Raw genomic sequence first — 23895 nt, 5'->3', positions numbered from 1 at the left:
ATGCTAGGTTGTCGGTATTCGTTGCGCAATCTAATATCCGTTTCAGTTCTGCAGCACCCGAATTTTTGAGGTGGAGAACGAGGAGACAACGAGGCATCAAGTGCCCGACCGAAAGCGCTGTTGGATGATTCCAACAGCGCTTTTTATTTGTGCTTCGCGTTTATATCGACTTACCTTCCGCTTGTAGTCCATTCTCGGTTTCCCCATTTATTTATTGGATTTCATTCGGGTTTTCCCGCGCATTTTCTATTGCGCGGAAGAGCACACGTTTGCCAGCTTCATACCCTTCAAAACCCTTGCTCCATGGGGCCTCAGTCCGATACACTCGCAATAACCGACCGCGTGGTCGGGATATAAAAACCGTAAAATCGCGGGCTGTGAACAAACATATTACGGGGTGTATCAATGAAGTTGGCTTTACGCTGGATCTCGACGGCGTTATTCGCCGCGAGCGCATCCGCAGCTATTAGCACGCAAGCTTTCGCAGACGTAAAAATCGGGGTGACGCTGTCCGCAACCGGCCCGGCTGCATCGCTGGGAATTCCGGAAAAGAACACCATCGCATTACTGCCGAAAGAGATTGCCGGACAGAAAATGCAGTACATCGTGCTGGACGACGCGACGGATTCCACGCAAGCCGTAAAGAACGCACGCAAGCTGACGAGTGAAGATCACGTCGACGCATTGATTGGCTCTACCGTAGTCCCTAATTCGCTCGCCATGATCGACGTGGCATCGGAAACGAGTACGCCGATGATCTCGATGGCGGCTGCCGCGACCATCGTGGAACCCATGGACGCCAAGCGCGCATGGGTATTCAAGACGCCGCAAAACGACATCCTGATGGCGACCGCGATTGCCACGCATATGTCGAATCACGGCGTGAAGTCCGTCGCGTTCATTGGTTTTAGCGACGCTTATGGCGAAAGCTGGTTCAAGGAATTCACGAAGGCCGCTGATCTCGCGAAGATCAAGGTCGTGGCGAATGAACGGTTTGCTCGCAACGACGCATCGGTGACAGGACAGGTCCTGAAGGCGATGTCGCAGAACCCGGATGCGGTGTTGATTGCGGGCGCGGGTACGCCGGCCGCATTGCCGCAAAAGACGCTGAAAGAGCGGGGCTACAAGGGCAAGATTTATCAGACGCACGGCGTGGCGAACAATGATTTCCTGCGTGTGTGCGGCAAGGATTGCGAAGGCACGTTCCTGCCTGCCGGGCCTTTGCTGGTTGCATCGCAATTGCCTGATTCGAACCCCGTGAAGAAGTCCGCGCTGACTTATAAGCAAGCGTATGAAGGCGCTAATGGCGCGGGGTCTGTATCCACGTTCGGCGGTCACGCGTGGGACGCCGGCCTGTTGTTGCAGCGGGCTATTCCTATCGCGTTGAAAGCGGGGCGGCCGGGTTCGCAAGCCTTCCGTGAAGCATTGCGCGCGGCAATCGAAAGCACGAAGGACCTGGCCGGATCGCACGGTATCTTCAACATGAGCGCAGCGGATCACTCGGGACTCGATCAACGCGCGCGCGTGATGGTCGAGATCGTGGGTGGTCAGTGGAAGCTCGTCAAAGACTGACGGTAGCCAACACGACCATAAGAACCGATTAAAGGCGCGTTGCTTCGAACGCGCCTTTTTTTGTGGATTGAGCGGCGGTTAGTCAAAGATCGCTCAACGATTGATAACAACTCGCCAGGACGCACAAGGCGTGCGCGACGGCATAGCGTCTGGAGACGATGCAATGAAAAAGTTCAAAGGTCAGCTCACGAGCGCGGCGCTCAGTGTTGCGTTCGCGTTGGGCGCAAACGCGGCCGTCGCGCAGGTGAAGATCGGCGTGACGTTATCGGCGACGGGGCCGGCGGCATCGCTCGGAATTCCGGAGAAAAATACCGTCGCGTTGTGGCCGAAGGAGATTGGCGGCAAGTCGGTGGAGTACATCATTCTCGATGATGGATCGGATACCAGCCGTGCCGTGCAGAACACGCGCAAGCTGATCGATGAAGATCATGTCGATGCGATCGTCGGTTCGACAGTCACGCCGAACTCGCTCGCCATGCTCGATCCCGCGAGCCAGAGCAAGACGCCGATGATCTCAATGGCGGCATCGGCTGCGATCATTTCGCCGATGGACGCCAAGCGCACATGGGCATTCAAGACGCCGCAAAACGATAGCCTGATGGCCGATGCCATCGCCGACTATATGGAAAAGCACGGGGTGAAGACGGTGGGTTTCATCGGCTTCGCGGATGCTTATGGCGACGGCTGGTACAGCGTGTTCAACACGGCTGCGGCCGCGCATAAATTGAAGATCGTCGCGAACGAGCGCTTCGCCCGTACCGATACTTCTGTCACGGGACAGGTGCTCAAGACGCTCAGCGCGAATCCCGACGCGGTCCTGATCGCGGGTGCGGGAACGCCGTCGGCGTTGCCGGCGAAAGCGCTGAAAGAGCGCGGCTACAAGGGCAAGGTTTATCAGACGCATGGCGTGGCGAACAACGACTTCCTGCGTGTGTGCGGCAAGGATTGCGATGGCGAACTGCTGCCCGCCGGGCCGATTCTCGTGGCTGATCAGTTGCCCGATAGCAACCCCGTGAAGAAGTCCGCGCTTGCGTACAAGGCGGCTTATGAAAAGGCCTATGGCGTGGGGTCGGTATCGACGTTTGGCGGTCATGCGTGGGACGCCGGGCAGATGCTGCAACGGGCTATCGGCGAAGCGCTCAAGACCGCTCAGCCGGGCACCGAGGCGTTCCGGGTGGCGTTGCGCAATGCGCTGGAAAACCTCAAGGATTTGCCGCTCGCGCATGGCGTGATGAACACCACGCCTGCCGATCACAACGGCCTCGACAATCGCGCGCGCGTGATGGTGCAGATCGTCGATGGCAAGTGGAAAGTGCAGAACGACTGACGCCGTCGAGGGCTTGCGCGCCGGTAATTTGGCGCGTTAGCGTTCCGGAGTTTTTACGGTTCAATGGGTCGACCCGGTGGCCTGATTTAAGAATGTTCTCAAAGAGGAAGTATGGACTTATCGATTGCGGCGATCCTCGCGCAAGACGGCATCACCACGGGCGCAATCTACGCGTTGCTCGCGCTCGCGCTGGTCCTGGTGTTTTCGGTGACGCGTGTCATCTTCATCCCGCAAGGCGAGTTCGTCGCGTACGGCGCGTTGACGCTCGCGGCATTGCAAACGCAGAAGCTGCCGGCCACGTGCTGGTTGCTTATCGCAGTGGGCGTGGGGTGCTTCGTCGCGGAGATCGCGGGTATTGCGCGGCATCCTTCCCGGCACAGGCGGATCGCGCGCACGCTTGCGATTCTCGCGGGCAAGTACTTGTTGTTTCCGATCGCCGTGTATGCGCTCACGCGAAGCGTCGCGGCCCAGCCCTTGCCCATGTTGGCGCAAATCGTGTTGACCTTGCTGATCGTGATTCCGATGGGACCGTTTGTGTATCGGCTGGCCTATGAGCCGATCGCCGAAGCCAGCACGTTGTTGCTGTTGATCGTGGCGGTCGCCGTGCATTTCGCGATGGTCGGCCTGGGCCTCGTCATGTTCGGCGCGGAAGGTTCGCGCACGACCGCTTTTTCCGATGCCACCTTCAATCTCGGCAGCGTTTCCGTCTCCGGGCAGAGCGTCTGGGTAGTCGGCACGGCATTCGTGCTGATCGTCGCGCTGTACTTTTACTTCGATAAAACCATCTCCGGCAAGGCGCTGCGCGCAACCTCCGTGAACCGCCTTGGCGCCCGCCTGGTGGGCATCGGCACGACCCAGGCTGGAAGGCTTGCCTTCACGCTCGCGGCCGGCCTGGGCGCGCTTTGCGGCATCCTCGTTGCGCCCATTACGACCATCTATTACGACTCGGGGTTTCTCATCGGCCTGAAGGGGTTCGTGGGTGCAATCGTGGGCGGGCTGGTGAGTTATCCGCTCGCGGCAGCCGGGTCGCTGCTGGTTGGATTGCTGGAATCGTATTCGTCGTTCTGGGCGAGCGCTTATAAAGAGGTGATCGTGTTCACGCTGATCATTCCGGTGCTGTTGTGGCGGAGTCTCGCAAGCCCGCATTCGGATGAAGAAGAGGAGTGACGCGATGAAATTCCTGATGCATAAAAAAGTGTTCGTCGTGTTCCTGGTGCTGGTATTTGCGTTGCCTGTACTGCCGCAGCCGGTTCGCATGCCTGAGTACTGGATCACGCTGCTGAACTACATCGGCTTGTATTCGATCGTTGCTATCGGGCTCGTGTTGCTGACGGGCATTGGCGGGATGACGAGCTTCGGGCAGGCGGCGTTTGTTGGCGTAGGCGCGTACTCGACTGCGTATCTCACCACGCAGTTCGGTGTCTCGCCGTGGCTGGCGTTGATCGTGGGCGTCGTGTTGACCGCGTTGATCGCATTGCTGCTCGGCATGGTGACCATGCGGCTGTCCGGGCACTTCCTGCCACTTGGGACCATTGCGTGGGGTTTGTCGTTGTTCTTCCTGTTCGGGAATCTCGAATTCCTCGGCAAGTACGACGGCATCAACGGCATTCCCATCCTCAATCTTTTCGGCTGGCATCTGGAGTCGGGCCGCTCGATCTATTACCTAATCTGGGTTGTGGTGCTGCTGGCGGTTATCTCCGTTCAGAACCTGCTCAACAGCCGTCCGGGTCGGGCAATCAGGGCGTTGCGCGGCGGCGGCACAATGGCCGAAGCCATGGGCGTGAATACCGCGTGGATGCGCGTGGTGATCTTCGTCTACGCCGCCGTGCTCGCGGCCATTTCGGGCTTCCTCTATGCACATTTGCAGCGCGCGGTGAACCCGACGCCGTTCGGCTTGAACCACGGCATCGAGTTCCTGTTCATGGCAGTCGTGGGCGGCGTATCGCACGTCTGGGGTGCGGTTCTGGGCGCGACTATCCTCACCGTTCTGCAAGACTATTTGCAGACGCTGCTACCGAAGTTGCTGGGATCGAACGGGAACTTTGAAATCATCGTCTTCGGCGTGCTGATGGTCCTGTTGCTGCAATATGCGCGGCAAGGCGTCTGGCCATTTGTGGCGCGGCTGTTTCCGAGCGGTCCGCGCGCCCGCGTTCCCGATCATGCCGATGCATTGCCCCAGCGCGCAAGGCCGGTGGCGGGCGAGCCGTTGCTTATCGTCGATAAAGCCCGCAAGCAGTTCGGCGGCCTAGTTGCCGTCAACGATGTCAGTTTTCAGGTGAAGGCAGGCGAGATCATTGGCCTGATCGGGCCGAACGGCGCGGGGAAATCCACGACATTCAATCTTGTGACCGGCGTGCTGCAAGCCACGAGCGGATCGATCACGTTCCAGGGCGAGCGCATCGATACACTGACTTCACGTGAAATCGTCAAACGGGGTATCGGGCGGACGTTCCAGCACGTGAGATTGCTATCGGGTATGACGGTGTTGGAGAACGTCGCGATTGGTGCGCATTTGCGCGGCAAGACGGGCGTGTGGCGTAGCGTGGTTCGACTGAACGCAGCGGAAGAGGCCCGGCTGATGGGCGAAGCAGCGAAGCAAATCAAACGAGTCGGGCTGGAAAAGCATCTCTACGATGAAGCCGGCAGCTTGGCGCTCGGTCAGCAACGGATTCTCGAAATCGCACGTGCGTTGTGCTGCGATCCGAATTTGCTATTGCTCGATGAACCCGCTGCTGGTTTGCGCTATCAAGAGAAGCAGCAGCTCGCCGAACTCCTGCGGCGCTTGAAAGGCGAGGGCATGAGCATTCTGCTTGTTGAGCACGACATGGATTTCGTGATGAACCTCACGGATCGGCTTGTTGTGATGGAGTTCGGCACGCGAATCGCGGAAGGTTTGCCGCAGGACGTACAGAAGGATCCAGCAGTGTTGGAAGCTTACTTGGGCGGGGTGGATTGATGGCCGATGCAATTCTTGAAGTAAAAGGGCTCTCCGTCCGATACGGCAAAGTCGAAGCACTGCACGACGGAAAACTGACGGTCGGTGCCGGGCAGATCGTATCGGTGATCGGGCCAAATGGCGCCGGCAAGTCGACATTGCTCAACGCGATCATGGGTGCGTTGCCATCAACGGGTTATGCCAACGGCATGATTCGGTATCGCGATGAGGATGTTTCAACGCTTCCCATCGAAAAGCGTGTTTCACGTGGAATGTGCCTCGTCCCTGAGAAGCGCGAACTCTTCGCCAGCATGACGGTTGAGGACAATTTGGTGCTAGGAGCTTACCGGCGGAAGCGGGCGGGCGAGCGCAATTTTCTCGACCAGCTCGATCACGTATTCGATTTATTTCCACGCCTGAAGGAGAGACGCAAGCAGGCGGCGGGAACCTTGTCTGGCGGCGAGCGGCAAATGTTGGCAGTCGGCCGTGCTTTGATGGGAAAACCCGACTTGCTCATGCTCGATGAACCGAGCCTTGGCCTGGCGCCGTTGATCGTGAAGGAGATTTTCCACATCATCAGTGCGCTTCGTCAGACCGGCGTCGCGACGTTGCTTATCGAGCAAAACGCGCGCGCGGCTCTTCAAATCTCGGACTACGGATACGTGCTCGAAACCGGTGAGTTCGCGATGGAAGGAGCGGCAACGGCATTAGCGCACGATCCAAAAGTCGTCGAGACCTACCTTGGCCTGACGAAGAAGGTGGCGTAGCTGTCGTTTTTTGCCAGTTGGAAGCGGCGTGTTTCACGTGAAACACGCCATTTTTTTGCCTACATCGTTTAGGGCCGAATCGAGACAAAAGCTAACCGGTATAATTCTTCGATATCTCTTTCGAAGGTCCGCCACCTCGCGCGGGAATCCATGCTTTATCCAACTGAATTCGATGTGATCGTCGTTGGCGGCGGTCACGCTGGAACTGAAGCGGCTTTGGCCTCAGCCCGCATGGGCGCGAGCACGCTTTTGCTTACTCATAACATCGAAACGCTCGGCCAGATGAGCTGCAATCCGTCGATTGGTGGGATTGGCAAGGGCCATTTGGTCAAGGAAATCGATGCGCTTGGCGGCGCAATGGCCGCTGCGACTGATGAGGCGGGCATTCAGTTTCGGATCCTGAACTCGTCCAAAGGCCCGGCAGTCCGCGCGACGCGTGCTCAGGCAGATCGGGTGCTGTATAAGCAAGCGATCCGGCATCGGCTTGAGAATCAGCCTAATTTGTGGCTGTTTCAGCAAGCGGTGGAAGACTTGATGGTCGAAGGTGATCGCGTTGTTGGTGCCGTGACTCAGGTTGGGGTGAAGTTCCGGGCGAAAGCGGTGGTATTGACGGCCGGTACATTCCTCGATGGAAAGATTCACGTGGGACTGAACAACTACACTGGCGGACGGGCAGGCGACCCGGCTGCTGTGTCGTTGTCGGCACGATTGAAGGAACTCAAGCTGCCCCAAGGACGGTTGAAAACGGGGACGCCGCCGCGTATTGACGGCCGGACCATCGATTATTCCAAGCTCGAAGAACAACCGGGCGATCTTGATCCAGTCCCGGTGTTCTCATTTCTCGGCCGCGTAGAACAACACCCACGCCAAGTGCCTTGCTGGGTAACACATACCAATGAGCGGACGCACGACATCATTCGCTCAGGGTTGGACCGTTCGCCGATGTACACCGGCGTGATCGAAGGCGTTGGCCCGCGGTACTGCCCGTCGATTGAGGACAAGATCCATCGGTTTGCATCGAAGGATTCGCATCAAATCTTCCTCGAACCGGAAGGGTTGACAACGAACGAGTTCTATCCGAATGGCATCTCGACCAGTTTGCCTTTCGATATCCAACTGGAACTCGTCCGTTCGATGAAAGGCCTTGAGCACGCGCACATTCTGCGTCCGGGTTACGCGATTGAATACGACTACTTTGATCCGCGTGGATTAAAGGCGTCGCTGGAAACCAAGGTGATAGGCGGTTTGTTCTTCGCCGGCCAGATCAACGGCACCACAGGTTACGAAGAAGCGGGCGCACAGGGCTTGTTGGCGGGCATCAATGCCGCGCTGCAGGTTAGTGGGCGGGACGCGTGGTGCCCACGCCGTGACGAGGCCTACCTCGGTGTCTTGGTCGATGACCTTGTCACGCAAGGCGTGTCTGAGCCATATCGGATGTTCACCAGCCGTGCGGAATATCGCCTTTCGCTGCGCGAAGACAACGCTGATATGCGCCTGACCGAGATTGGCCGGACACTTGGTGTTGTCGATGACCGCCGCTGGAACGTCTTCAATGCCAAGCGCGATGCTGTTTCACGTGAAACACAGCGCCTGAAGACAACGTGGGTCACGCCAAAAACACTGCCGATTGACGAAGCCACAGCCTTGCTGGGCAAAGCCATCGATCACGAGTACAGCCTTGCGGAGTTGCTACGTCGTCCGGGTGTTTCGTATGCCGACGTGTGTTCGCTGCGTGGGAACACCTCAGGGCCGGAAACGCCGTTGGCCGAAGATCCGATCCTGCTGGGTCAGATCGAAGAGCAAATTGAGATCGCGGTGAAGTACCAAGGCTACATCGATCGCCAAGCGGGCGAGATCGAGCGCAACGGGTCGCATGAAAACACGCGTCTTCCAGAAGGATTTGACTACGCCGAGGTGCGTGGACTTTCGTTCGAGGCGCGTCAGAAGTTGATTCAGCATCGGCCGGAAACGATCGGGCAGGCATCGCGCATCTCCGGAATCACACCCGCGACTATCTCTTTACTGATGGTTCATTTGAAGCGCACGTTCGGGCGCCGAGACGATTCCACGGGAAACAACCGGGCAGGGCGGAGCGATGCCCGCTCCGCGTCGTGATGAAGCGAGACACCGGCGAAGCCGGACTCAGCGCACTTTTGAACGAAGGTATTGAGCAACTCGCGATCAGCGTCACTGAAGCGCAACGTCAAAAGTTACTGGATTATGTGGCGCTGCTCGGCAAATGGAATGCGGTGTACAACCTCACCGCTATCCGGGACCCGCGCCAGATGTTGATTCAACACATTCTGGATTCGCTCGCGATCATTCCGTACATCACGCAACGCGGCGTCGCGCAGACGGCGCTGGATGTTGGATCAGGTGGCGGTTTGCCGGGTATCGTGATGGCGATCGTGCTGCCTGACTGGCAAGTCACGCTGAACGACATCGTGCACAAAAAAACCGCGTTCCAATCACAGGCCAAACTTCAACTCGGGCTTAACAACTTGTCCGTGGTGACGGGGCGCGTGGAAAACCTCCGGCCAGGAGTCGAAGTCTCAGGTCTTTTCGATGTAATCGTGTCGCGCGCGTTCGCAGAGCTCTCCGACTTCGTTACACTTGCGCGTCATCTCGTGGCCGACGACGGTCGCATCTGGGCGATGAAGGGCATCCGTCCGGATGGCGAGATCGAGCGTCTTCCTGCCGATGCCGCAGTCCACTGTATTGAACGCCTGCGCGTGCCCATGCTCGACGCCGAGCGCCACTTGATCGAAATCGAAATCGGAGCGGCCCAACATTGAACACTGTTGTCGACATCTCAAGTGAGCCCGAAGTCCAGTTAGAGAAGAAGGGACATATCACAATGGCGAAGATATTCTGCGTCGCGAATCAGAAGGGCGGCGTTGGAAAGACGACCACTGCGGTCAATCTCGCTGCAAGCCTGGCGGCGCTCGATCAGCGGGTTTTGCTCATCGATCTCGATCCGCAGGGTAACGCCACGATGGGGAGCGGAATCGACAAAGCCGCAGTGGAAAACACGGTCTACGAAGTGCTCGTGAACGGCGTCACGGTGCGAGAAGCGCGCACGCGTACCGATGCCGTCAAATACGATGTCTTGCCCGCGAATCGCGAACTGGCGGGCGCGGAAGTGGAGCTGGTTGGTGTCGAAAATCGCGAACGCGTGCTGCGACACGCGCTGGCCGATGTCGAAGCCGATTACGACTTCATCCTGATCGATTGCCCGCCGGCTTTGTCGTTGCTGACGCTCAACGGTTTGTGCGCGGCGCACGGTGTCGTCATCCCGATGCAATGCGAATACTTCGCTCTCGAAGGATTGTCGGACCTGGTCAATACGATCAAACAGGTACACGCAAATCTGAATCGTGATCTGAAAGTCATCGGATTGTTGCGTGTGATGTTCGATCCGCGGATCACGTTGCAGCAACAGGTATCGGATCAACTGAAACAGCATTTCGGCGACAAGCTTTTTGACGTTGTCATCCCGCGAAATGTTCGTCTGGCCGAAGCGCCGAGCTACGGGTTGCCGGGCGTTGTATTCGACCGGGCATCGCGCGGTGCGCAGGCGTACATCCAGTTCGGCACGGAAATGATCGAGCGCGTACGCGCGCTTTAATGGACGGATTGGCAAGATGGCAGAACGAGGAAGCAAGATGAACGCGACGATGAAGAAGAAAGGTCTGGGACGCGGGCTTGAAGCTCTGCTGGGCGGCAGTTCGGACATTACCGAAGCCGTGCGCAGCGAGGGCCTGCCGAGCGTGCTGCGCCTTGATTCCATGCAGGCCGGCAAGTATCAGCCGCGTACGCGCATGGACGAGGGCGCGCTGCAGGAACTCGCGTCGAGCATACGCTCGCAGGGGGTAATGCAGCCAATCCTCGTGCGTTCCATCGGGGACGACCGGTACGAAATCATCGCGGGCGAAAGACGATTCCGCGCGGCGAAGCTGGCCGGATTAGAAGAAGTGCCAGTGCTCGTGAAAAACGTGCCAGATCAGGCCGCCGCAGCCATGGCCTTGATCGAAAACATCCAGCGCGAAGATTTGAACCCGCTGGAAGAGGCGCAAGGCATACAGCGTCTTCTCGATGACTTCAATTTCACGCACGAACAGGCCGCTGAGTCGGTCGGGCGCTCACGTAGCGCAGTATCGAACCTGCTGCGTTTACTAAACCTCGCAACGCCAGTTCAAACAATGCTGCTCGCCGGCGACCTGGACATGGGCCACGCCCGCGCGCTTCTCGCCGTCGATGCCGCCACGCAGATCCAGCTCGCGAACCAGGTGGTGAACAAGCGCATGTCGGTGCGTGAAACTGAGAAGCTGGTTTCATCGACGACAAAAGAGATGCCTGCCGTCAAGGCGCGCGTTGCCAACGATGGCGGCCGCGATACACGCCGGCTCGAGGAAGAACTCTCGGACCTGTTGTCGGCGAACGTCAAAATCAAAATGGGCGGGCGAGGGCGCGGCAAGCTGCAGATCGATTTCGGCGATCTCGATGCACTCGAAGGTATTCTCGGTCGCTTGCGCACGGGCGTCGTGAACGACAAGGCGCCGGCGACAGACAGCGCGTCCGCAACGCAGGCGTAACCCGTGAGCTTGCCGGCGGAAGCCAAGCCAGCCCGGCTGAATCTGGCAGCGAAAGCATGGGCGCTGATCGCCAAGGAGCCGGTCCTTGTCATCCTGATCGTGGCGTTGATCGCGCTCCAGGTTCTGCATCCGAAGCCTTGGGCGCAGCTGCCGGCCTTGATCGACTGGCAGACCGTGTTGACGCTTGCCGGTTTGCTGATGCTCACAAAAGCCGTCGAGCTTTCTGGTTTCCTGATGTGGATGGCGCACCGCGTGGTGCATCGGATACATGGCGAGCGTGGGCTTGCTTTCCTGCTGATCGGCCTCGCCGCAGCGCTCTCGACCTTGCTCACCAACGATGTCGCGCTCTTCGCCGTCGTGCCGCTGACGTTGTCGCTGCATAAACTCGCGCCGCTTCCCATCAAGCGCCTGATCATTTTTATCGCGATTGCAGTTAACGCCGGCTCTGTCCTGACGCCGCTCGGCAATCCCCAAAACCTGTTCCTCTGGCAAACCAGCGGGATTTCGTTCGGCGCGTTCGTGTGGGCGCTGCTGCCGTTGTGTGCTGCGCTCATGGTCATGCTGTACGCGCTCGCCGCCGTGATGTTCCGCAATCGGCCCCTCGACCTTTCCGGCGATAAAGAAGCCCACAAAGTCGATGTCCTTTTGTGTGCGGTTGCGGGCGTTGCCTTCATTGCGTTCGTCATTCTCGCCGATGCCCATCACGCCGGCCCCGGCCTTGCCGCGGTCGCAATCGGGTTTCTTTTGTGGCGTCGTCAGGTCGTGCTGAAAATCGACTGGTTGTTGCTGTTGATCTTCGTGCTGATGTTCATCGTGCTGCGCAGCGTGGCCGCGCTGCCGTGGGTCCATCACGCAATCGCAAGCCTCGGCCTCGACACCCCGCTGAAAACGTATGCGGCCGGCGCGGTGTTATCGCAGGGAATCAGCAATGTTCCCGCCGCGATCATGCTTGCCGAGTTCTCAAAGGACTGGCGCGCGCTTGCATTTGGCGTGAGCGTTGGCGGATTTGGCATTGCAATCGGTTCGCTCGCGAATCTGATTGCGGTGCGTTTATCGGGCGAGCGCGGCATGTGGGGACCATTTCATCTCATCTCAATTCCATTCTGGATCGTCGCGGGCGCCGTCGGCGCATGGCTCGTGTAAGCCGCGCGAAGTCCGGTTGGAGAACTACCTTTCAGTCCTGCCCGCGGTCGTTGTCCGTACAAGTGAAATCTCTGATTCGAGACGTGTTTTTAAGGCGTCGCCGGTTGTTTTTTGGTGACCCTAAGCTATTGAATCCGTGACAACAATCGCTTACAATCGCCCGGATTTAACAGCTTAGCGACTCCGAAAGCGCAGCGTAAGATGTTGCTGAATCCAGCAGCAAACTAACGGTTAATGCGCCGGTTGTGACTGACTTTAGTGAGATGTGTGATGGCGGTGCGAGAGCAGGATCGAGCGCCGGAAGGCGGAAAAGATGGGCACGTTTCAGGCCCTGCCGCAGATTTGACTGACCGAGGTCCGACCAGTTCAAATCCCACACCGGTTTCGCCGGGTCAATCGCGCCAAACGTCGAATCATCCATTCGACGATTCGTGGGACGCCGAAGCGAAAGATAACAATACTGTTCCGCTGACGCGGGCAGAGGCGGAGACGCTGTTTGGTCCCGAGGTGAGTCGTTCATCGCGTGTCACGCCGTTTAAGGTCGTGGCGGCGCAAATTGTTTTGTCCCTGGTTGCGACGTTGGTCTGGTGGCTGTTCTACAGCCCACCGGGTACTGCTGTGCCGGGAGATGTGGCGTTATCGGCGTTCCTCGGGGGCGCCATTTGCTGGGTGCCGAGCGCGTTGTTCGCAGCACGGCTGAAGGCAAAAAGCGGCGCTGAGACCATCGCGAGCTGGGTGGTCGGCGAAGCCATGAAGATGGGCGCGACGATTGCGATGTTCGTCGGCATTGCCTACGGATTCAAAGGCGTCCTTTGGATCCCGCTGCTGGTGACGTACCTCATCGCATTAAAGACGTACTGGATTGCAATGGCATGGAAGTAGGCGCGCCGAACGCGACTGACAAACTTGACGTGCCAGGTAAGTGACGTACCAACGGTAACAGAGCAGATTAATACGTGCGGAATGCATCATCTCCTGCACGCGGGCCTGTGCCCTGCTGACCGCCCACGAATGGCGGTTCGAGGATCACACGGGCGGCGGAAGATTTTCGACAATTTGGGTGGCTTTAAAGTTATGGCAGCTAGCGAAGGAACGCACGCGATGGATCCGTCGGAGTACATCGCGCACCATTTGCAGAATCTCTCCACTTCGTCGCAGACATCGATTTTCGATATCCACGTCTGGAATCTCGACACGCTGTTCTGGTCGATTCTTTGCGGCATTGTCACGATCATCATTCTTGGTCTGGCAGCGCGTAAAGCCACGTCCGGCGTGCCGGGACGTTTCCAGTGCGCAATCGAGATGCTGGTCGAGATGGTTGAAGACCAGTCCAAGTCGATGATCCACGGCAATCGCCGCTTCATCGCACCGCTCGCACTCACGGTTTTCGTGTGGGTCGCGCTCATGAATTCGCTCGACTTCATCCCGGTTGATCTGCCCACGCGCGTGATCGGCTGGCTCGGCCTGACCGAGACGTTCCCGCATATGCGCGTGGTCCCGACGGCCGACCTGAACGGCACGCTGGGTATCGCGATCGGCGTGTTCGTGCTGATGATCTACTACAACTTCAAGATCAAGGGCGCAGGCGGCTTCGTGCATGAATTGCTGTCGGCTCCGTTCGGCGCACATCCGCTGCTGTGGATCCCGAACCTTGCACTCAACATCATCGAGTTCGTCGCCAAGACGGTTTCCCTCGGCATGCGGCTGTTCGGCAACATGTACGCAGGCGAACTGTTGTTCCTGCTGATCGCCCTGCTCGGCAGCATGTGGCACTTCGGCGCGGACGCTTCTGTCCTCGGCTTCCTGGGCCACGTGGTTGCGGGAACGGTCTGGGCGATCTTCCACATTCTGATCGTGCTGCTGCAGGCGTTCATTTTCATGATGCTGACGCTGGTGTACCTCGGCCAGGCGCATGACTCGCACTAAGCAGGAAGACGCACAGTAGTTCGGTAAAACGCTGCGGAACAGCGCAGCGGCAAACCAAGAATCAGCAGAATCGTATCGAGTTTCAATTTTTATAAATCTAGTTCCAAAGTCTTTTCACATAGGAGTAGTCATGAACGCTTTCATCGCCAACATCCAGGGTCTGACCGCCATCGGTATCGGCATCATCATCGGCCTGGGTGCAATCGGCGCCTGTATCGGTATCGGCCTGATGGGCGGCAAGTACATCGAAGCATGTGCTCGCCAGCCGGAACTGATGAACCCGCTGCAAACCAAGATGTTTCTCTTGGCTGGTCTGATTGACGCGGCGTTCCTGATCGGCGTTGGTGTGGCAATGCTGTTTGCGTTCGCAAACCCGCTGCTGTCGAAGCTCGCCGCAGGCTGAGTTTCCTCGGAAGTGTGCGCTTGAGCCTCTGGCGACAAGCGCAGGACGGAACGGGTGACGGCGCTTAATCGATGCAACCCTCGATCAAGCGCCTTGCCGTTTCACTCTCCGGATTAGCAACGTTTAAGGAAACACCGTGAATCTCAACGCAACCCTGTTTGCGCAAATGGTCGTGTTTCTGATCCTCGCGTGGTTCACGATGAAATTCGTGTGGCCGCCGTTGATCAACGCCCTGGATGAGCGCTCGAAGAAGATCGCCGACGGCTTGTCAGCCGCCGAAAAGGGTAAGGCCGAACTCGAAGCCGCACATAAGCGCGTCGACCAGGAACTCGCGCAAGCCCGTAACGACGGTCAGCAGCGCATTGCGGACGCCGAAAAGCGCGCAGTGGCTGTCGCCGACGAAATCAAGGCTAACGCTCAAGCCGAAGCTGCGCGCATCATTGCACAAGCGAAAGCCGACGCAGAACAGCAAATCGTGAAAGCGCGCGAAGCATTGCGCGGCGAAGTCGCGGCATTGGCCGTGAAGGGCGCCGAGCAGATCCTGAAGCGTGAAGTCGATCAATCGGCTCACGCCGAGATGCTGAATCAACTCAAAACCGAGCTCTGATCATGGCCGAACTTGCAACCATCGCCCGACCGTACGCAGAAGCTTTGTTCCGCGTGGCCGAAGCGGGTGAGCTCGCCGCCTGGTCTGACTTCGTCGAGGAGCTGGCTCAGGTTGCGCGTCTGCCTGAAGTGCTGTCCATCGCGACGAGCCCGAAAGTGAGCCGCGACCAGGTCAGCGAGCTGTTGTTGACGGCGGTGAAATCGCCGCTTGCGAAGCAGCCGGAGGCGAAGAACTTTGTGCAGATGCTGGTGGACAACCACCGGCTGACGCTGATGCCGGAAATTGCCGTGCAGTTCGACGAGCTGAAGAATTCCCGCGAAGGTGCGGCCGATGCGCTGATTGTCAGCGCATTCCCGCTGGAAGGCGCACAGTTGACCGACCTGCTCGCGAATCTCGAACGCAAGTTCCACTGCAAGCTGAAACCTACTGTTGAAGTCGACAAGTCGCTGATTGGCGGCGTTCGCGTGACGGTAGGCGACGAAGTACTCGATACCTCGGTCCGCGCGCGCCTCGCGAGCATGCAGACGGCGCTGTCCGCCTGACGCTTCATGCGCCGGCGCGGTTAAGAATTGACTATCTGGAGTGACTAATGCAACTCAATCCCTCTGAGATCAGCGAGCTGATCAAGAGCCGGATCCAGGGCCTGGAAGCGAGCTCCGATGTTCGCAACCAAGGCACTGTGATTTCCGTGACCGACGGTATCGTGCGTATTCACGGTTTGTCGGACGTGATGCAGGGCGAAATGCTCGAATTCCCGGGCAACACCTTCGGCCTCGCGCTGAACCTCGAGCGCGATTCGGTTGGCGCCGTGATTTTGGGCGAATACGAACATATTTCGGAAGGCGACATCGTCAAGACGACGGGCCGCATTCTCGAAGTGCCGGTGGGTCCGGAACTGCTCGGCCGCGTGGTCGACGCTCTGGGCAACCCGATCGACGGCAAGGGTCCGGTCAACGCAAAGATGACCGACGCTGTCGAAAAGATCGCGCCGGGCGTGATTTGGCGTAAGTCGGTTTCGGAGCCGGTTCAAACGGGTCTGAAATCCATCGACGCAATGGTGCCGGTTGGCCGTGGCCAGCGCGAGCTGATCATTGGCGACCGTCAGTGCGGCAAGACGGCTGTTGCCATTGACGCGATCATCAATCAGAAGGGCAAGAACCTCTTCTGTATCTATGTCGCGATTGGCCAGAAGGCTTCGTCGATCATGAACGTGGTCCGCAAGCTGGAAGAAACCGGCGCGCTGGAATACACGATCGTGGTTGCGGCTTCGGCTTCGGAATCGGCTGCCATGCAATACCTGGCGCCGTACGCCGGCTGCACGATGGGCGAATACTTCCGCGATCGCGGTCAAGACGCGCTGATCGTTTATGACGATTTGACCAAGCAAGCTTGGGCGTATCGCCAGATTTCGCTGTTGCTGCGCCGTCCGCCGGGCCGTGAAGCGTATCCGGGCGACGTGTTCTACCTGCACTCGCGTCTGTTGGAACGTGCTGCTCGCGTGTCGGAAGACTACGTTGAGAAGTTCACGAACGGCGAAGTGAAGGGCAAGAGCGGTTCGCTGACGGCATTGCCGGTCATTGAAACGCAAGCCGGCGACGTGACCGCATTCGTTCCGACGAACGTGATCTCGATTACCGACGGCCAGATCTTCCTGGAAACCGATTTGTTCAACGCCGGTATCCGTCCTGCTATTAACGCGGGCGTGTCGGTGTCGCGAGTCGGCGGTGCGGCGCAGACCAAGGTCATCAAGAAGCTGTCGGGCGGTATTCGTACCGACTTGGCGCAGTATCGTGAACTGGCGGCGTTCTCGCAGTTCGCGTCGGACCTCGACGAAGCGACCCGCAAGCAGCTGGAACGCGGCCGCCGCGTGACGGAACTGCTCAAACAGCCGCAATATCAGCCGCTGCAAGTGTGGGAGCTGGCGATTTCGCTGTTCGCTGCGAACAACGGCTATCTCGACGATCTCGAAGTTGCTCAGGTCCTGCCGTTCGAAAAGGGTCTTCGTGACTACTTGAAGACGAAGCAAGCGGACATGATCAAGCGCATCGAAGATAACAAGGACTTGTCGAAGGACGACGAAGGCGCATTGCATACCGCGCTGAAGGACTTCAAGAAGTCGGGCGCTTATTGATTTCGATTGGTCTTCGGATTTGATCGAAATTTGAAGCGGCGCGGGCCGCTTCTGGAACAAACGAAGCATCCCGCACCACTTCGATCGCTTGGCATGAGACCCGGGTAACGCTTAGGCGATGACTCGGGGCCGACAAGGAGTAAGCAATGGCTGGAATGAAGGAAATCCGCGGCAAGATCAAGAGCGTGCAAAACACGCGCAAGATCACCAAGGCTATGGAAATGGTGGCTGCGTCGAAAATGCGCCGCGCGCAGGAGCGTATGCGCTCCGCTCGCCCGTATGCCGACAAGATCCGCGAAGTCGCCGCGCACATGAGCGCTGCGACGCCTGAGTATCGCCATCCGTTCATGGTCGAGAACCAGGGCGCGAAAGCGGCCGGCATGATCCTCGTCACGACCGATAAAGGTCTGTGCGGCGGCATGAACACGAACATCCTTCGCGCTGCGCTCCTGAAGTTCAAGGAGCTCGAGCAGAAAGGTCAGACGATCGAAGCATCCGCGATCGGCAGCAAGGGTCTGGGCTTCCTGAACCGGCTGAAGGCCAAGACCGTGTCGCAAGTCACGCATCTGGGCGACACGCCGCATCTGGAAAAGCTGATCGGCGCGATCAAGGTTCAGCTCGACCTGTATTCGGAAGGCAAGATCAGCGCGGTTTATCTGGCGTTCACCCGCTTCGTCAACACGATGAAGCAGGAAGCCGTGATCGAACAATTGCTGCCTTTGTCGGCAAGCGATTTCGCGCGCAAGGACGGCCTGGATAAAAACAGCGAAGCGGTCACGCCGACGAGCTCGTGGGATTACATCTACGAGCCGGATGCGCAGACGGTTGTCGACGAACTGCTGGTGCGTTATGTCGAAGCGCTCGTGTATCAGGCAGTGGCGGAAAACATGGCATCGGAGCAATCGGCTCGCATGGTCGCCATGAAGGCCGCGTCGGATAACGCGAAGACGGTGATCGGCGAATTGCAGCTCGTGTACAACAAGAGCCGGCAAGCAGCGATTACGAAGGAATTGTCAGAGATCGTCGGTGGCGCTGCAGCGGTCGGTTGATCGTCAGCGTCGAATCGAACTGCGCCTGTCGCGCGAGTGAAGAATCAAGTATCTAAAGGAAATGCGATGAGTACTACTGCTTTGGTAGAAGGCAAGATCGTACAGTGCATCGGCGCAGTTATCGACGTGGAATTCCCGCGTTCCGACATGCCGAGGATTTACGACGCGCTCGTTTTGGAAGGCTCGGAACTGACGCTTGAAGTCCAGCAACAGCTGGGCGACGGCGTGGTCCGGACCATTTGTCTGGGTGCATCGGACGGATTGCGCCGCGGCACGATCGTGAAGAATACGGGCAAGCCCATCAGCGTGCCAGTCGGCAAGCCGACGCTTGGCCGCATCATGGACGTGCTGGGTCGTCCTATCGACGAAGCCGGCCCGATCAACACGGACGTCACGCGCGGGATTCACCAAAAGGCGCCGAAGTTCGACGAACTGTCGCCTTCAACGGAACTGCTCGAAACAGGCATCAAGGTTATTGACCTGATCTGTCCGTTTGCAAAGGGCGGCAAGGTTGGCCTGTTCGGCGGCGCCGGCGTGGGCAAGACCGTGAACATGATGGAACTGATCAACAACATCGCTAAAGAGCACGGTGGTTATTCCGTGTTCGCCGGTGTTGGCGAGCGTACCCGCGAAGGGAACGACTTCTATCATGAAATGAAGGATTCGAACGTTCTGGACAAGGTTGCGCTGGTGTACGGCCAGATGAACGAGCCGCCGGGCAACCGTCTGCGCGTGGCGCTGACCGGCCTGACGATGGCCGAGCATTTCCGCGACGAAGGTCTGGACGTGCTGTTCTTCGTGGACAACATCTACCGTTTCACGCTGGCTGGTACGGAAGTGTCGGCTCTCTTGGGACGTATGCCTTCGGCAGTGGGTTATCAGCCTACGCTGGCTGAAGAAATGGGCCGTCTGCAAGAACGGATCACGTCGACAAAAACCGGCTCGATCACCTCGGTGCAAGCCGTGTACGTTCCTGCCGATGACTTGACCGACCCGTCGCCGGCGACCACGTTTGGTCACTTGGACGCAACCGTCGTGTTGTCGCGTGATATCGCTTCGCTGGGTATTTATCCGGCGGTCGACCCGCTCGATTCGACCTCGCGTCAGATCGACCCGAACGTGATTGGCGAAGAGCATTACGCCATCACGCGCGGTGTGCAGCAAACGCTGCAGCGCTACAAGGAATTGCGCGACATTATCGCGATTCTGGGCATGGACGAACTCGCGCCGGAAGACAAGCTCGCCGTTGCGCGCGCTCGTAAGATCCAGCGTTTCCTGTCGCAGCCGTTCCACGTCGCGGAAGTCTTCACGGGCTCGCCGGGCAAGTACGTGCCGCTGAAGGAAACCATCCGCGGCTTCAAGATGATCGTTGAAGGTGAGTGCGATCATCTGCCGGAGCAGGCGTTCTACATGGTTGGCACGATCGACGAAGCTTTCGAGAAAGCCAAGAAGATCCAGTAAGGGTCTGGCGGGCGCGGATTTTGAAAGAAATCTGCGCCTCTTGATACGCATGGGACCGGAGTCGATATGGCAACAATTCAAGTAGACGTCGTCAGCGCGGAAGAGCAGATCTTCTCGGGCCGGGCGAAGTTCGTTGCGCTGCCGGGCGAAGCGGGTGAACTCGGCATTTTGCCGGGCCACACGCCGCTGATCACGCGGATTCGTCCGGGTGCGGTGCGCATCGAAGCGGAGAACGGCGAGGAAGAGTTCGTGTTTGTCGCGGGCGGAATTCTCGAGATTCAGCCGGGCGTGGTGACGGTTCTCGCCGATACCGCGATCCGTGGTCAGGATCTCGATGAAGCCAAGGCAGTGGAAGCAAAGAAGCGCGCGGAAGAAGCGCTGCAGAACACGGGTTCGAACCTCGAGTACGCAACCGCGCAAGCGGAACTCGCGTACGCGACGGCTCAGATCGCGGCGATTCAGCGGCTGCGGAAGATTCGCGGTCAGCACTAAGCTTTCGCTCGTTTCAGCTTCAGGAAAAAGCAGCCTTCGGGCTGCTTTTTTTATTGCCGCCGCTGCAAACGAAAAGCCTCCGTGCATTTCTGCACATCCGACAGGCGCGCATTCGTCGCCGGTTGCGGGTAACACTCAATGCCGCGCCTCGCCCCGTCGATGCACAATTAGCCTTCCGAATGGCTTTCACGGCAGTGCGCCGTGCAGCGTTCCACACTACATGGAAGAGACCTTCGATATGGCTATCCCATCGACGCACGCCGGGCCACAGATCGAACCACTCGACGGCCTGTCCTATGTTCGCGGCTCGACCGAGATTCCGCTCAGCGACGCCACGGTTTCCCGCTTTCTCCTCGATACCGTCGCGCGGTTTCCCGATCGCACTGCGGTGATTTTCCGCGAGCAGAACATCCGCTGGACCTGGCGTGAATTCGCCGATGAAGTCGACGTATTGGCTTCCGGACTACAGGCGCTTGGCGTCGCAAAAGGCGATCGCGTGGGCATCTGGTCGCCGAATCGCGCCGAATGGTTATTGACGCAATTCGCGACCGCGAGGATCGGCGCGATCCTGGTGAACATCAACCCGGCGTATCGGCTGGCCGAACTCGAGTACGCGTTGAACAAGGTCGGCTGCAAGGCGCTGATCGCGGCGGAACAATTCAAGTCATCGAAGTATCTTGAGATGCTTCAAACGCTCGCTCCCGAACTTGCATCGGCCGAGCCTGGCGAGCTTCGCGCGGCGCGTTTCCCCGATCTGAAAGCCGTGATCCGCATGGGCGACGGCACGACGTCCGGCATGCTGCGTTTCCCCGATGTCATGTCGCGCGGCCGCGAGCGCCTGGACACAACGCAACTCGACGCGCTGGAATCAAACCTTACCGCATTCGATGCCATCAACATCCAGTTCACGAGCGGAACCACGGGCAATCCAAAGGGCGCCACGCTCACGCATCACAACGTACTGAACAACGGCCGCTACATCGCGCATTCCATGTTGCTCACCGAGCAAGATTCGCTGTGCATTCCCGTGCCGCTTTACCACTGTTTTGGCATGGTGCTGGCGGTGCTGGCGTGTGTATCGGCGGGAACGACAATGGTCTTTCCCGGCGAAGCCTTCGATCCAGCCGCAACGCTCGCCGCTGTGGATGAAGAACGCTGCACCGCGTTGCACGGCGTGCCGACAATGTTCATCGCGGAACTCGATCTTCCCGACTTCGATAAATACGACCTGAGCCGCCTGCGCACCGGGATCATGGCGGGCTCGCCGTGTCCTATCGAAACCATGAAGCGCGTGGTTGCGAAGATGAACCTGCGCGAAATCACCATCGCCTACGGGATGACCGAGACAAGCCCGGTGTCCTTCCAGAGCTCGACCACAGATCCCCTCGATAAACGCACGACAACCGTCGGCCAGATCCAGCCGCATCTGGAAGTGAAGCTGGTCGATCCGCTCGGCGAAATCGTCCCGGTCGGCGAGACGGGCGAACTTTGTACGCGTGGCTATTCGGTGATGAAAGGCTATTGGGGCGACGAGGCGAAGACGCAAGAAGCGATCGTCGATGGCTGGATGCACACGGGCGATCTCGCCACGCTCGACGCAGAAGGGTATTGCAACATTGTCGGACGCCTGAAGGACATGCTGATTCGCGGCGGCGAAAACATTTATCCCCGCGAGATCGAAGAGTTTCTGTTTCGCCATCCCAAGATTCAATCGGCGCAAGTCTTCGGCGTTCCCGACAGCAAATACGGCGAAGAGGTCTGCGCGTGGATTGTTCTTCGGCAAGGGGAGCACGCAACGCCTGAAGATATCCGCGAGTTTTGCCAAGGGCAGATCACGCACTACAAGATCCCTCGGCACATCCGCTTTGTCGATGAACTCCCGATGACCGTCACCGGCAAGGTTCAGAAGTTCATCATGCGGGCGAAGATGATCGACGAACTGAAGCTGTCCGAAGCGAAAACTGCCTGAACAGGGCTCGTTGAAAATTGAAAATGGTCGCCGGAACAATCTCGGCGACCATTTCATTCTTGCGCAAACGTTTGTACAGACGAAAAAAAAGCGGGCCTGGAGCCCGCTAAAAACCACACGCTACGGGGTTAGCGCGAGGAGACCAAAGGTGGGAAAGGGTCGATTAACTGTTTTTATCGACCAACGAGCCCAACAGACATGCCCCAGAGAATGGGTTTCGGAACCTTTCCGACCGACGAGCGCAAGTGGATGGTGTTGCTCTTTTTCCACGCTGAACCCAGTCACATATGTGTTGAGACCGTTGAAGTGATTGTGGGCGAATAATCCGGGCATCACCGTAACAAAGTGTTTCAGGTTGTAACCCTTGCCGTGCAAGGTTTCACGTCAATTTTTGTCGTAAATTTGTCCATTTGGGCGACATTCATGGCGTTTTGACGACAAGCGGGGCTCAAGCGCATTCCCATAATATTGAGCACAATCGCAATCCCAGCCGGTGTCATCAGACGGCGCATTGCACGGAGACAAAACGCATGACCATCGACGCAGACCTGCTCGCGTACTACGCCAAGGTCGCTGAAGCCTTCCCGAAACTCCCCGCCGACGCCAACGCCCAGGCCATGCGGCAACAATTCCAAGATGTGTCGCGCAAGTTCGCGACGCCGCGTCCGGCCGGAGTCAAATTCGAGGAAATCCTGCTGCCGCTGGACGGACGTGATCTGCGCGCGCGGGTTTATCGGCCGGAGGAGGCCCGCGGACCTTTGCCGCTCGTCGTTTATTTTCATGGCGGCGGCTGGGTTCTCGGCGACCTGGATACGCACGACCTGATGGTGGCGCGTCTTGCGCTGGATTCGCATTGCGCGGTGGTCAGCGTGGACTATCGGCTCGCGCCCGAGTTTGCGTTCCCGATACCCGTGGACGATGCGCTGGACGCGCTGTTGTGGCTTGCCGAACATCGGTCGAGATTGGGTTTCGTCACGAACCGTCTCGGCGTAGCAGGGGATAGCGCTGGTGGTCATCTTGCCGCCGTAGCTGCGCGCGCGGCGAACGATCGCGTGGCAGGTCTCGTGAGCGTGCAACTGCTGATTTATCCCGTCGCGCGATGCCGCTTCGAGGGCGGCAGCTTTACAGCGAACGCTGAAGGGCCGGGCCTCTCCACCGAAGAGATGAAGTGGTACTGGGCGCAATTCCTGACTTCCCAGCCTCCCGCCGACGACGATGTCCGCGCGTTTCCGCTCGCCGAGTCATACGACCGGACGCCGGCGCGGGCGCTGATTGTGGGCGCGGCCTACGATCCGCTTTACGATGACGCCCACGAATTCGCCCGCTTTCTTGAGGCGAATGGAGGCCGCGTTGAGGTTATCGATGCAAAAGACATGACGCACGGCTTCGGACGAATCCAGGCGCACTCCAAATCCGCGGAAGCGTGGATGAAGAAAACATCGAAGCGGCTCGGTGAATTGTTACACGCACCGCGTTGACTTTTGGATGGCCAGCGCCATTGCATTACGTGGCGCTTAC

Annotated in this window: 21 protein-coding genes; all 21 read left to right on the top strand. The window is 58.5% G+C overall.

All coding sequences use genetic code 11. The features are described 5' to 3' along the window. Nucleotides 1-405: 405 nt before the first annotated feature. The gene (locus tag HB633_RS20890; RefSeq protein WP_213780066.1) at nt 406-1572 is read left to right on the top strand and encodes an ABC transporter substrate-binding protein; all 1167 of its coding nucleotides are present in this window, start codon (nt 406-408) and stop codon (nt 1570-1572) included. Between the two features lie 163 nt (nt 1573-1735). Next, on the top strand, nt 1736-2899 hold the full coding sequence (locus HB633_RS20885; protein WP_213780065.1) for an ABC transporter substrate-binding protein: 1164 nt from the start codon (nt 1736-1738) through the stop codon (nt 2897-2899). A 111-nt stretch (nt 2900-3010) separates the two neighbouring features. Beyond that, nucleotides 3011-4066 carry a branched-chain amino acid ABC transporter permease gene (locus tag HB633_RS20880; protein WP_213780064.1) on the top strand — a complete coding sequence of 352 codons (1056 nt, stop codon included), beginning with the start codon at nt 3011-3013 and terminating at the stop codon, nt 4064-4066. A gap of 4 nt (nt 4067-4070) precedes the next feature. Continuing rightward, nucleotides 4071-5855 carry a branched-chain amino acid ABC transporter ATP-binding protein/permease gene (locus tag HB633_RS20875; RefSeq protein WP_213780063.1) on the top strand — a complete coding sequence of 595 codons (1785 nt, stop codon included), beginning with the start codon at nt 4071-4073 and terminating at the stop codon, nt 5853-5855. Continuing rightward, nucleotides 5855-6601, top strand: coding sequence for an ABC transporter ATP-binding protein (locus HB633_RS20870; protein WP_213780062.1), 747 nt, complete (start codon nt 5855-5857; stop codon nt 6599-6601). The genes HB633_RS20875 and HB633_RS20870 overlap by 1 nt, the downstream gene beginning before the upstream one ends. A 150-nt stretch (nt 6602-6751) precedes the next feature. Beyond that, nucleotides 6752-8716, top strand: coding sequence for a tRNA uridine-5-carboxymethylaminomethyl(34) synthesis enzyme MnmG (gene mnmG / locus HB633_RS20865; protein WP_213780061.1), 1965 nt, complete (start codon nt 6752-6754; stop codon nt 8714-8716). Continuing rightward, the gene (gene rsmG / locus HB633_RS20860) at nt 8716-9396 is read left to right on the top strand and encodes a 16S rRNA (guanine(527)-N(7))-methyltransferase RsmG (RefSeq protein ID WP_213780060.1); all 681 of its coding nucleotides are present in this window, start codon (nt 8716-8718) and stop codon (nt 9394-9396) included. Before mnmG ends, rsmG begins: the two co-directional genes overlap by 1 nt. Before the next feature lie 62 nt (nt 9397-9458). Then, nucleotides 9459-10229 carry an AAA family ATPase gene (locus tag HB633_RS20855; RefSeq protein ID WP_213780059.1) on the top strand — a complete coding sequence of 257 codons (771 nt, stop codon included), beginning with the start codon at nt 9459-9461 and terminating at the stop codon, nt 10227-10229. Nucleotides 10230-10266: 37 nt separating this feature from the next. Further along, entirely contained in the window at nt 10267-11196 is a 930-nt protein-coding gene (locus HB633_RS20850; protein ID WP_213780241.1) for a ParB/RepB/Spo0J family partition protein, read from the top strand. 36 nt (nt 11197-11232) lie between these two features. Beyond that, on the top strand, nt 11233-12339 hold the full coding sequence (locus tag HB633_RS20845; protein WP_255581052.1) for an SLC13 family permease: 1107 nt from the start codon (nt 11233-11235) through the stop codon (nt 12337-12339). A gap of 270 nt (nt 12340-12609) precedes the next feature. Beyond that, on the top strand, nt 12610-13221 hold the full coding sequence (locus HB633_RS20840; protein WP_213780058.1) for an ATP synthase subunit I: 612 nt from the start codon (nt 12610-12612) through the stop codon (nt 13219-13221). A 192-nt stretch (nt 13222-13413) separates the two neighbouring features. Further along, nucleotides 13414-14265: a F0F1 ATP synthase subunit A gene (atpB, locus tag HB633_RS20835; protein WP_056356291.1), complete on the top strand. Its 852-nt coding sequence runs from the start codon at nt 13414-13416 to the stop codon at nt 14263-14265. 130 nt (nt 14266-14395) lie between these two features. Continuing rightward, nucleotides 14396-14668, top strand: coding sequence for a F0F1 ATP synthase subunit C (gene atpE / locus HB633_RS20830; RefSeq protein ID WP_047895197.1), 273 nt, complete (start codon nt 14396-14398; stop codon nt 14666-14668). A 136-nt stretch (nt 14669-14804) separates the two neighbouring features. Next, nucleotides 14805-15275, top strand: coding sequence for a F0F1 ATP synthase subunit B (locus HB633_RS20825; protein WP_056356289.1), 471 nt, complete (start codon nt 14805-14807; stop codon nt 15273-15275). A 2-nt stretch (nt 15276-15277) separates the two neighbouring features. After that, a complete protein-coding gene (locus HB633_RS20820) occupies nt 15278-15817 on the top strand; it encodes a F0F1 ATP synthase subunit delta (RefSeq protein ID WP_062168436.1) in 540 nt (179 codons plus the stop codon). A gap of 47 nt (nt 15818-15864) precedes the next feature. After that, entirely contained in the window at nt 15865-17406 is a 1542-nt protein-coding gene (gene atpA, locus HB633_RS20815; RefSeq protein ID WP_213780057.1) for a F0F1 ATP synthase subunit alpha, read from the top strand. 146 nt (nt 17407-17552) lie between these two features. Continuing rightward, nucleotides 17553-18455: a F0F1 ATP synthase subunit gamma gene (atpG, locus tag HB633_RS20810; protein WP_213780056.1), complete on the top strand. Its 903-nt coding sequence runs from the start codon at nt 17553-17555 to the stop codon at nt 18453-18455. A 66-nt stretch (nt 18456-18521) separates the two neighbouring features. Then, nucleotides 18522-19916, top strand: coding sequence for a F0F1 ATP synthase subunit beta (gene atpD / locus HB633_RS20805; RefSeq protein ID WP_056356281.1), 1395 nt, complete (start codon nt 18522-18524; stop codon nt 19914-19916). Between the two features lie 66 nt (nt 19917-19982). Next, complete coding sequence (locus HB633_RS20800) at nt 19983-20408, top strand: F0F1 ATP synthase subunit epsilon (protein ID WP_056356279.1); 426 nt, start codon at nt 19983-19985, stop codon at nt 20406-20408. A 238-nt stretch (nt 20409-20646) separates the two neighbouring features. Further along, entirely contained in the window at nt 20647-22377 is a 1731-nt protein-coding gene (locus tag HB633_RS20795; protein ID WP_213780055.1) for an AMP-binding protein, read from the top strand. Between the two features lie 530 nt (nt 22378-22907). Further along, on the top strand, nt 22908-23855 hold the full coding sequence (locus HB633_RS20790) for an alpha/beta hydrolase (protein WP_213780054.1): 948 nt from the start codon (nt 22908-22910) through the stop codon (nt 23853-23855). Nucleotides 23856-23895: the final 40 nt, after the last annotated feature.

The sequence above is a fragment of the Caballeronia sp. dw_276 genome (assembly GCF_018449635.1).
In the GTDB taxonomy this organism is placed as follows: domain Bacteria; phylum Pseudomonadota; class Gammaproteobacteria; order Burkholderiales; family Burkholderiaceae; genus Caballeronia.
This window is presented reverse-complemented; position numbering and strand designations above follow the sequence as displayed.

Excerpts from the sequence above, each read along its gene's own strand:
- rsmG (WP_213780060.1), top strand. The coding sequence starts at position 8,716 with ATGAAGCGAGACACCGGCGAAGCCGGACTCAGCGCACTTTTGAACGAA.
- HB633_RS20820 (WP_062168436.1), top strand. The coding sequence starts at position 15,278 with ATGGCCGAACTTGCAACCATCGCCCGACCGTACGCAGAAGCTTTGTTC.
- HB633_RS20790 (WP_213780054.1), top strand. The coding sequence starts at position 22,908 with ATGACCATCGACGCAGACCTGCTCGCGTACTACGCCAAGGTCGCTGAA.
- HB633_RS20890 (WP_213780066.1), top strand. The coding sequence starts at position 406 with ATGAAGTTGGCTTTACGCTGGATCTCGACGGCGTTATTCGCCGCGAGC.
- HB633_RS20870 (WP_213780062.1), top strand. The coding sequence starts at position 5,855 with ATGGCCGATGCAATTCTTGAAGTAAAAGGGCTCTCCGTCCGATACGGC.
- atpG (WP_213780056.1), top strand. The coding sequence starts at position 17,553 with ATGGCTGGAATGAAGGAAATCCGCGGCAAGATCAAGAGCGTGCAAAAC.
- HB633_RS20885 (WP_213780065.1), top strand. The coding sequence starts at position 1,736 with ATGAAAAAGTTCAAAGGTCAGCTCACGAGCGCGGCGCTCAGTGTTGCG.
- HB633_RS20880 (WP_213780064.1), top strand. The coding sequence starts at position 3,011 with ATGGACTTATCGATTGCGGCGATCCTCGCGCAAGACGGCATCACCACG.
- atpD (WP_056356281.1), top strand. The coding sequence starts at position 18,522 with ATGAGTACTACTGCTTTGGTAGAAGGCAAGATCGTACAGTGCATCGGC.
- HB633_RS20795 (WP_213780055.1), top strand. The coding sequence starts at position 20,647 with ATGGCTATCCCATCGACGCACGCCGGGCCACAGATCGAACCACTCGAC.
- HB633_RS20855 (WP_213780059.1), top strand. The coding sequence starts at position 9,459 with ATGGCGAAGATATTCTGCGTCGCGAATCAGAAGGGCGGCGTTGGAAAG.
- HB633_RS20800 (WP_056356279.1), top strand. The coding sequence starts at position 19,983 with ATGGCAACAATTCAAGTAGACGTCGTCAGCGCGGAAGAGCAGATCTTC.
- atpE (WP_047895197.1), top strand. The coding sequence starts at position 14,396 with ATGAACGCTTTCATCGCCAACATCCAGGGTCTGACCGCCATCGGTATC.
- atpB (WP_056356291.1), top strand. The coding sequence starts at position 13,414 with ATGGCAGCTAGCGAAGGAACGCACGCGATGGATCCGTCGGAGTACATC.
- atpA (WP_213780057.1), top strand. The coding sequence starts at position 15,865 with ATGCAACTCAATCCCTCTGAGATCAGCGAGCTGATCAAGAGCCGGATC.
- HB633_RS20850 (WP_213780241.1), top strand. The coding sequence starts at position 10,267 with ATGAACGCGACGATGAAGAAGAAAGGTCTGGGACGCGGGCTTGAAGCT.
- HB633_RS20875 (WP_213780063.1), top strand. The coding sequence starts at position 4,071 with ATGAAATTCCTGATGCATAAAAAAGTGTTCGTCGTGTTCCTGGTGCTG.
- mnmG (WP_213780061.1), top strand. The coding sequence starts at position 6,752 with ATGCTTTATCCAACTGAATTCGATGTGATCGTCGTTGGCGGCGGTCAC.
- HB633_RS20840 (WP_213780058.1), top strand. The coding sequence starts at position 12,610 with ATGGCGGTGCGAGAGCAGGATCGAGCGCCGGAAGGCGGAAAAGATGGG.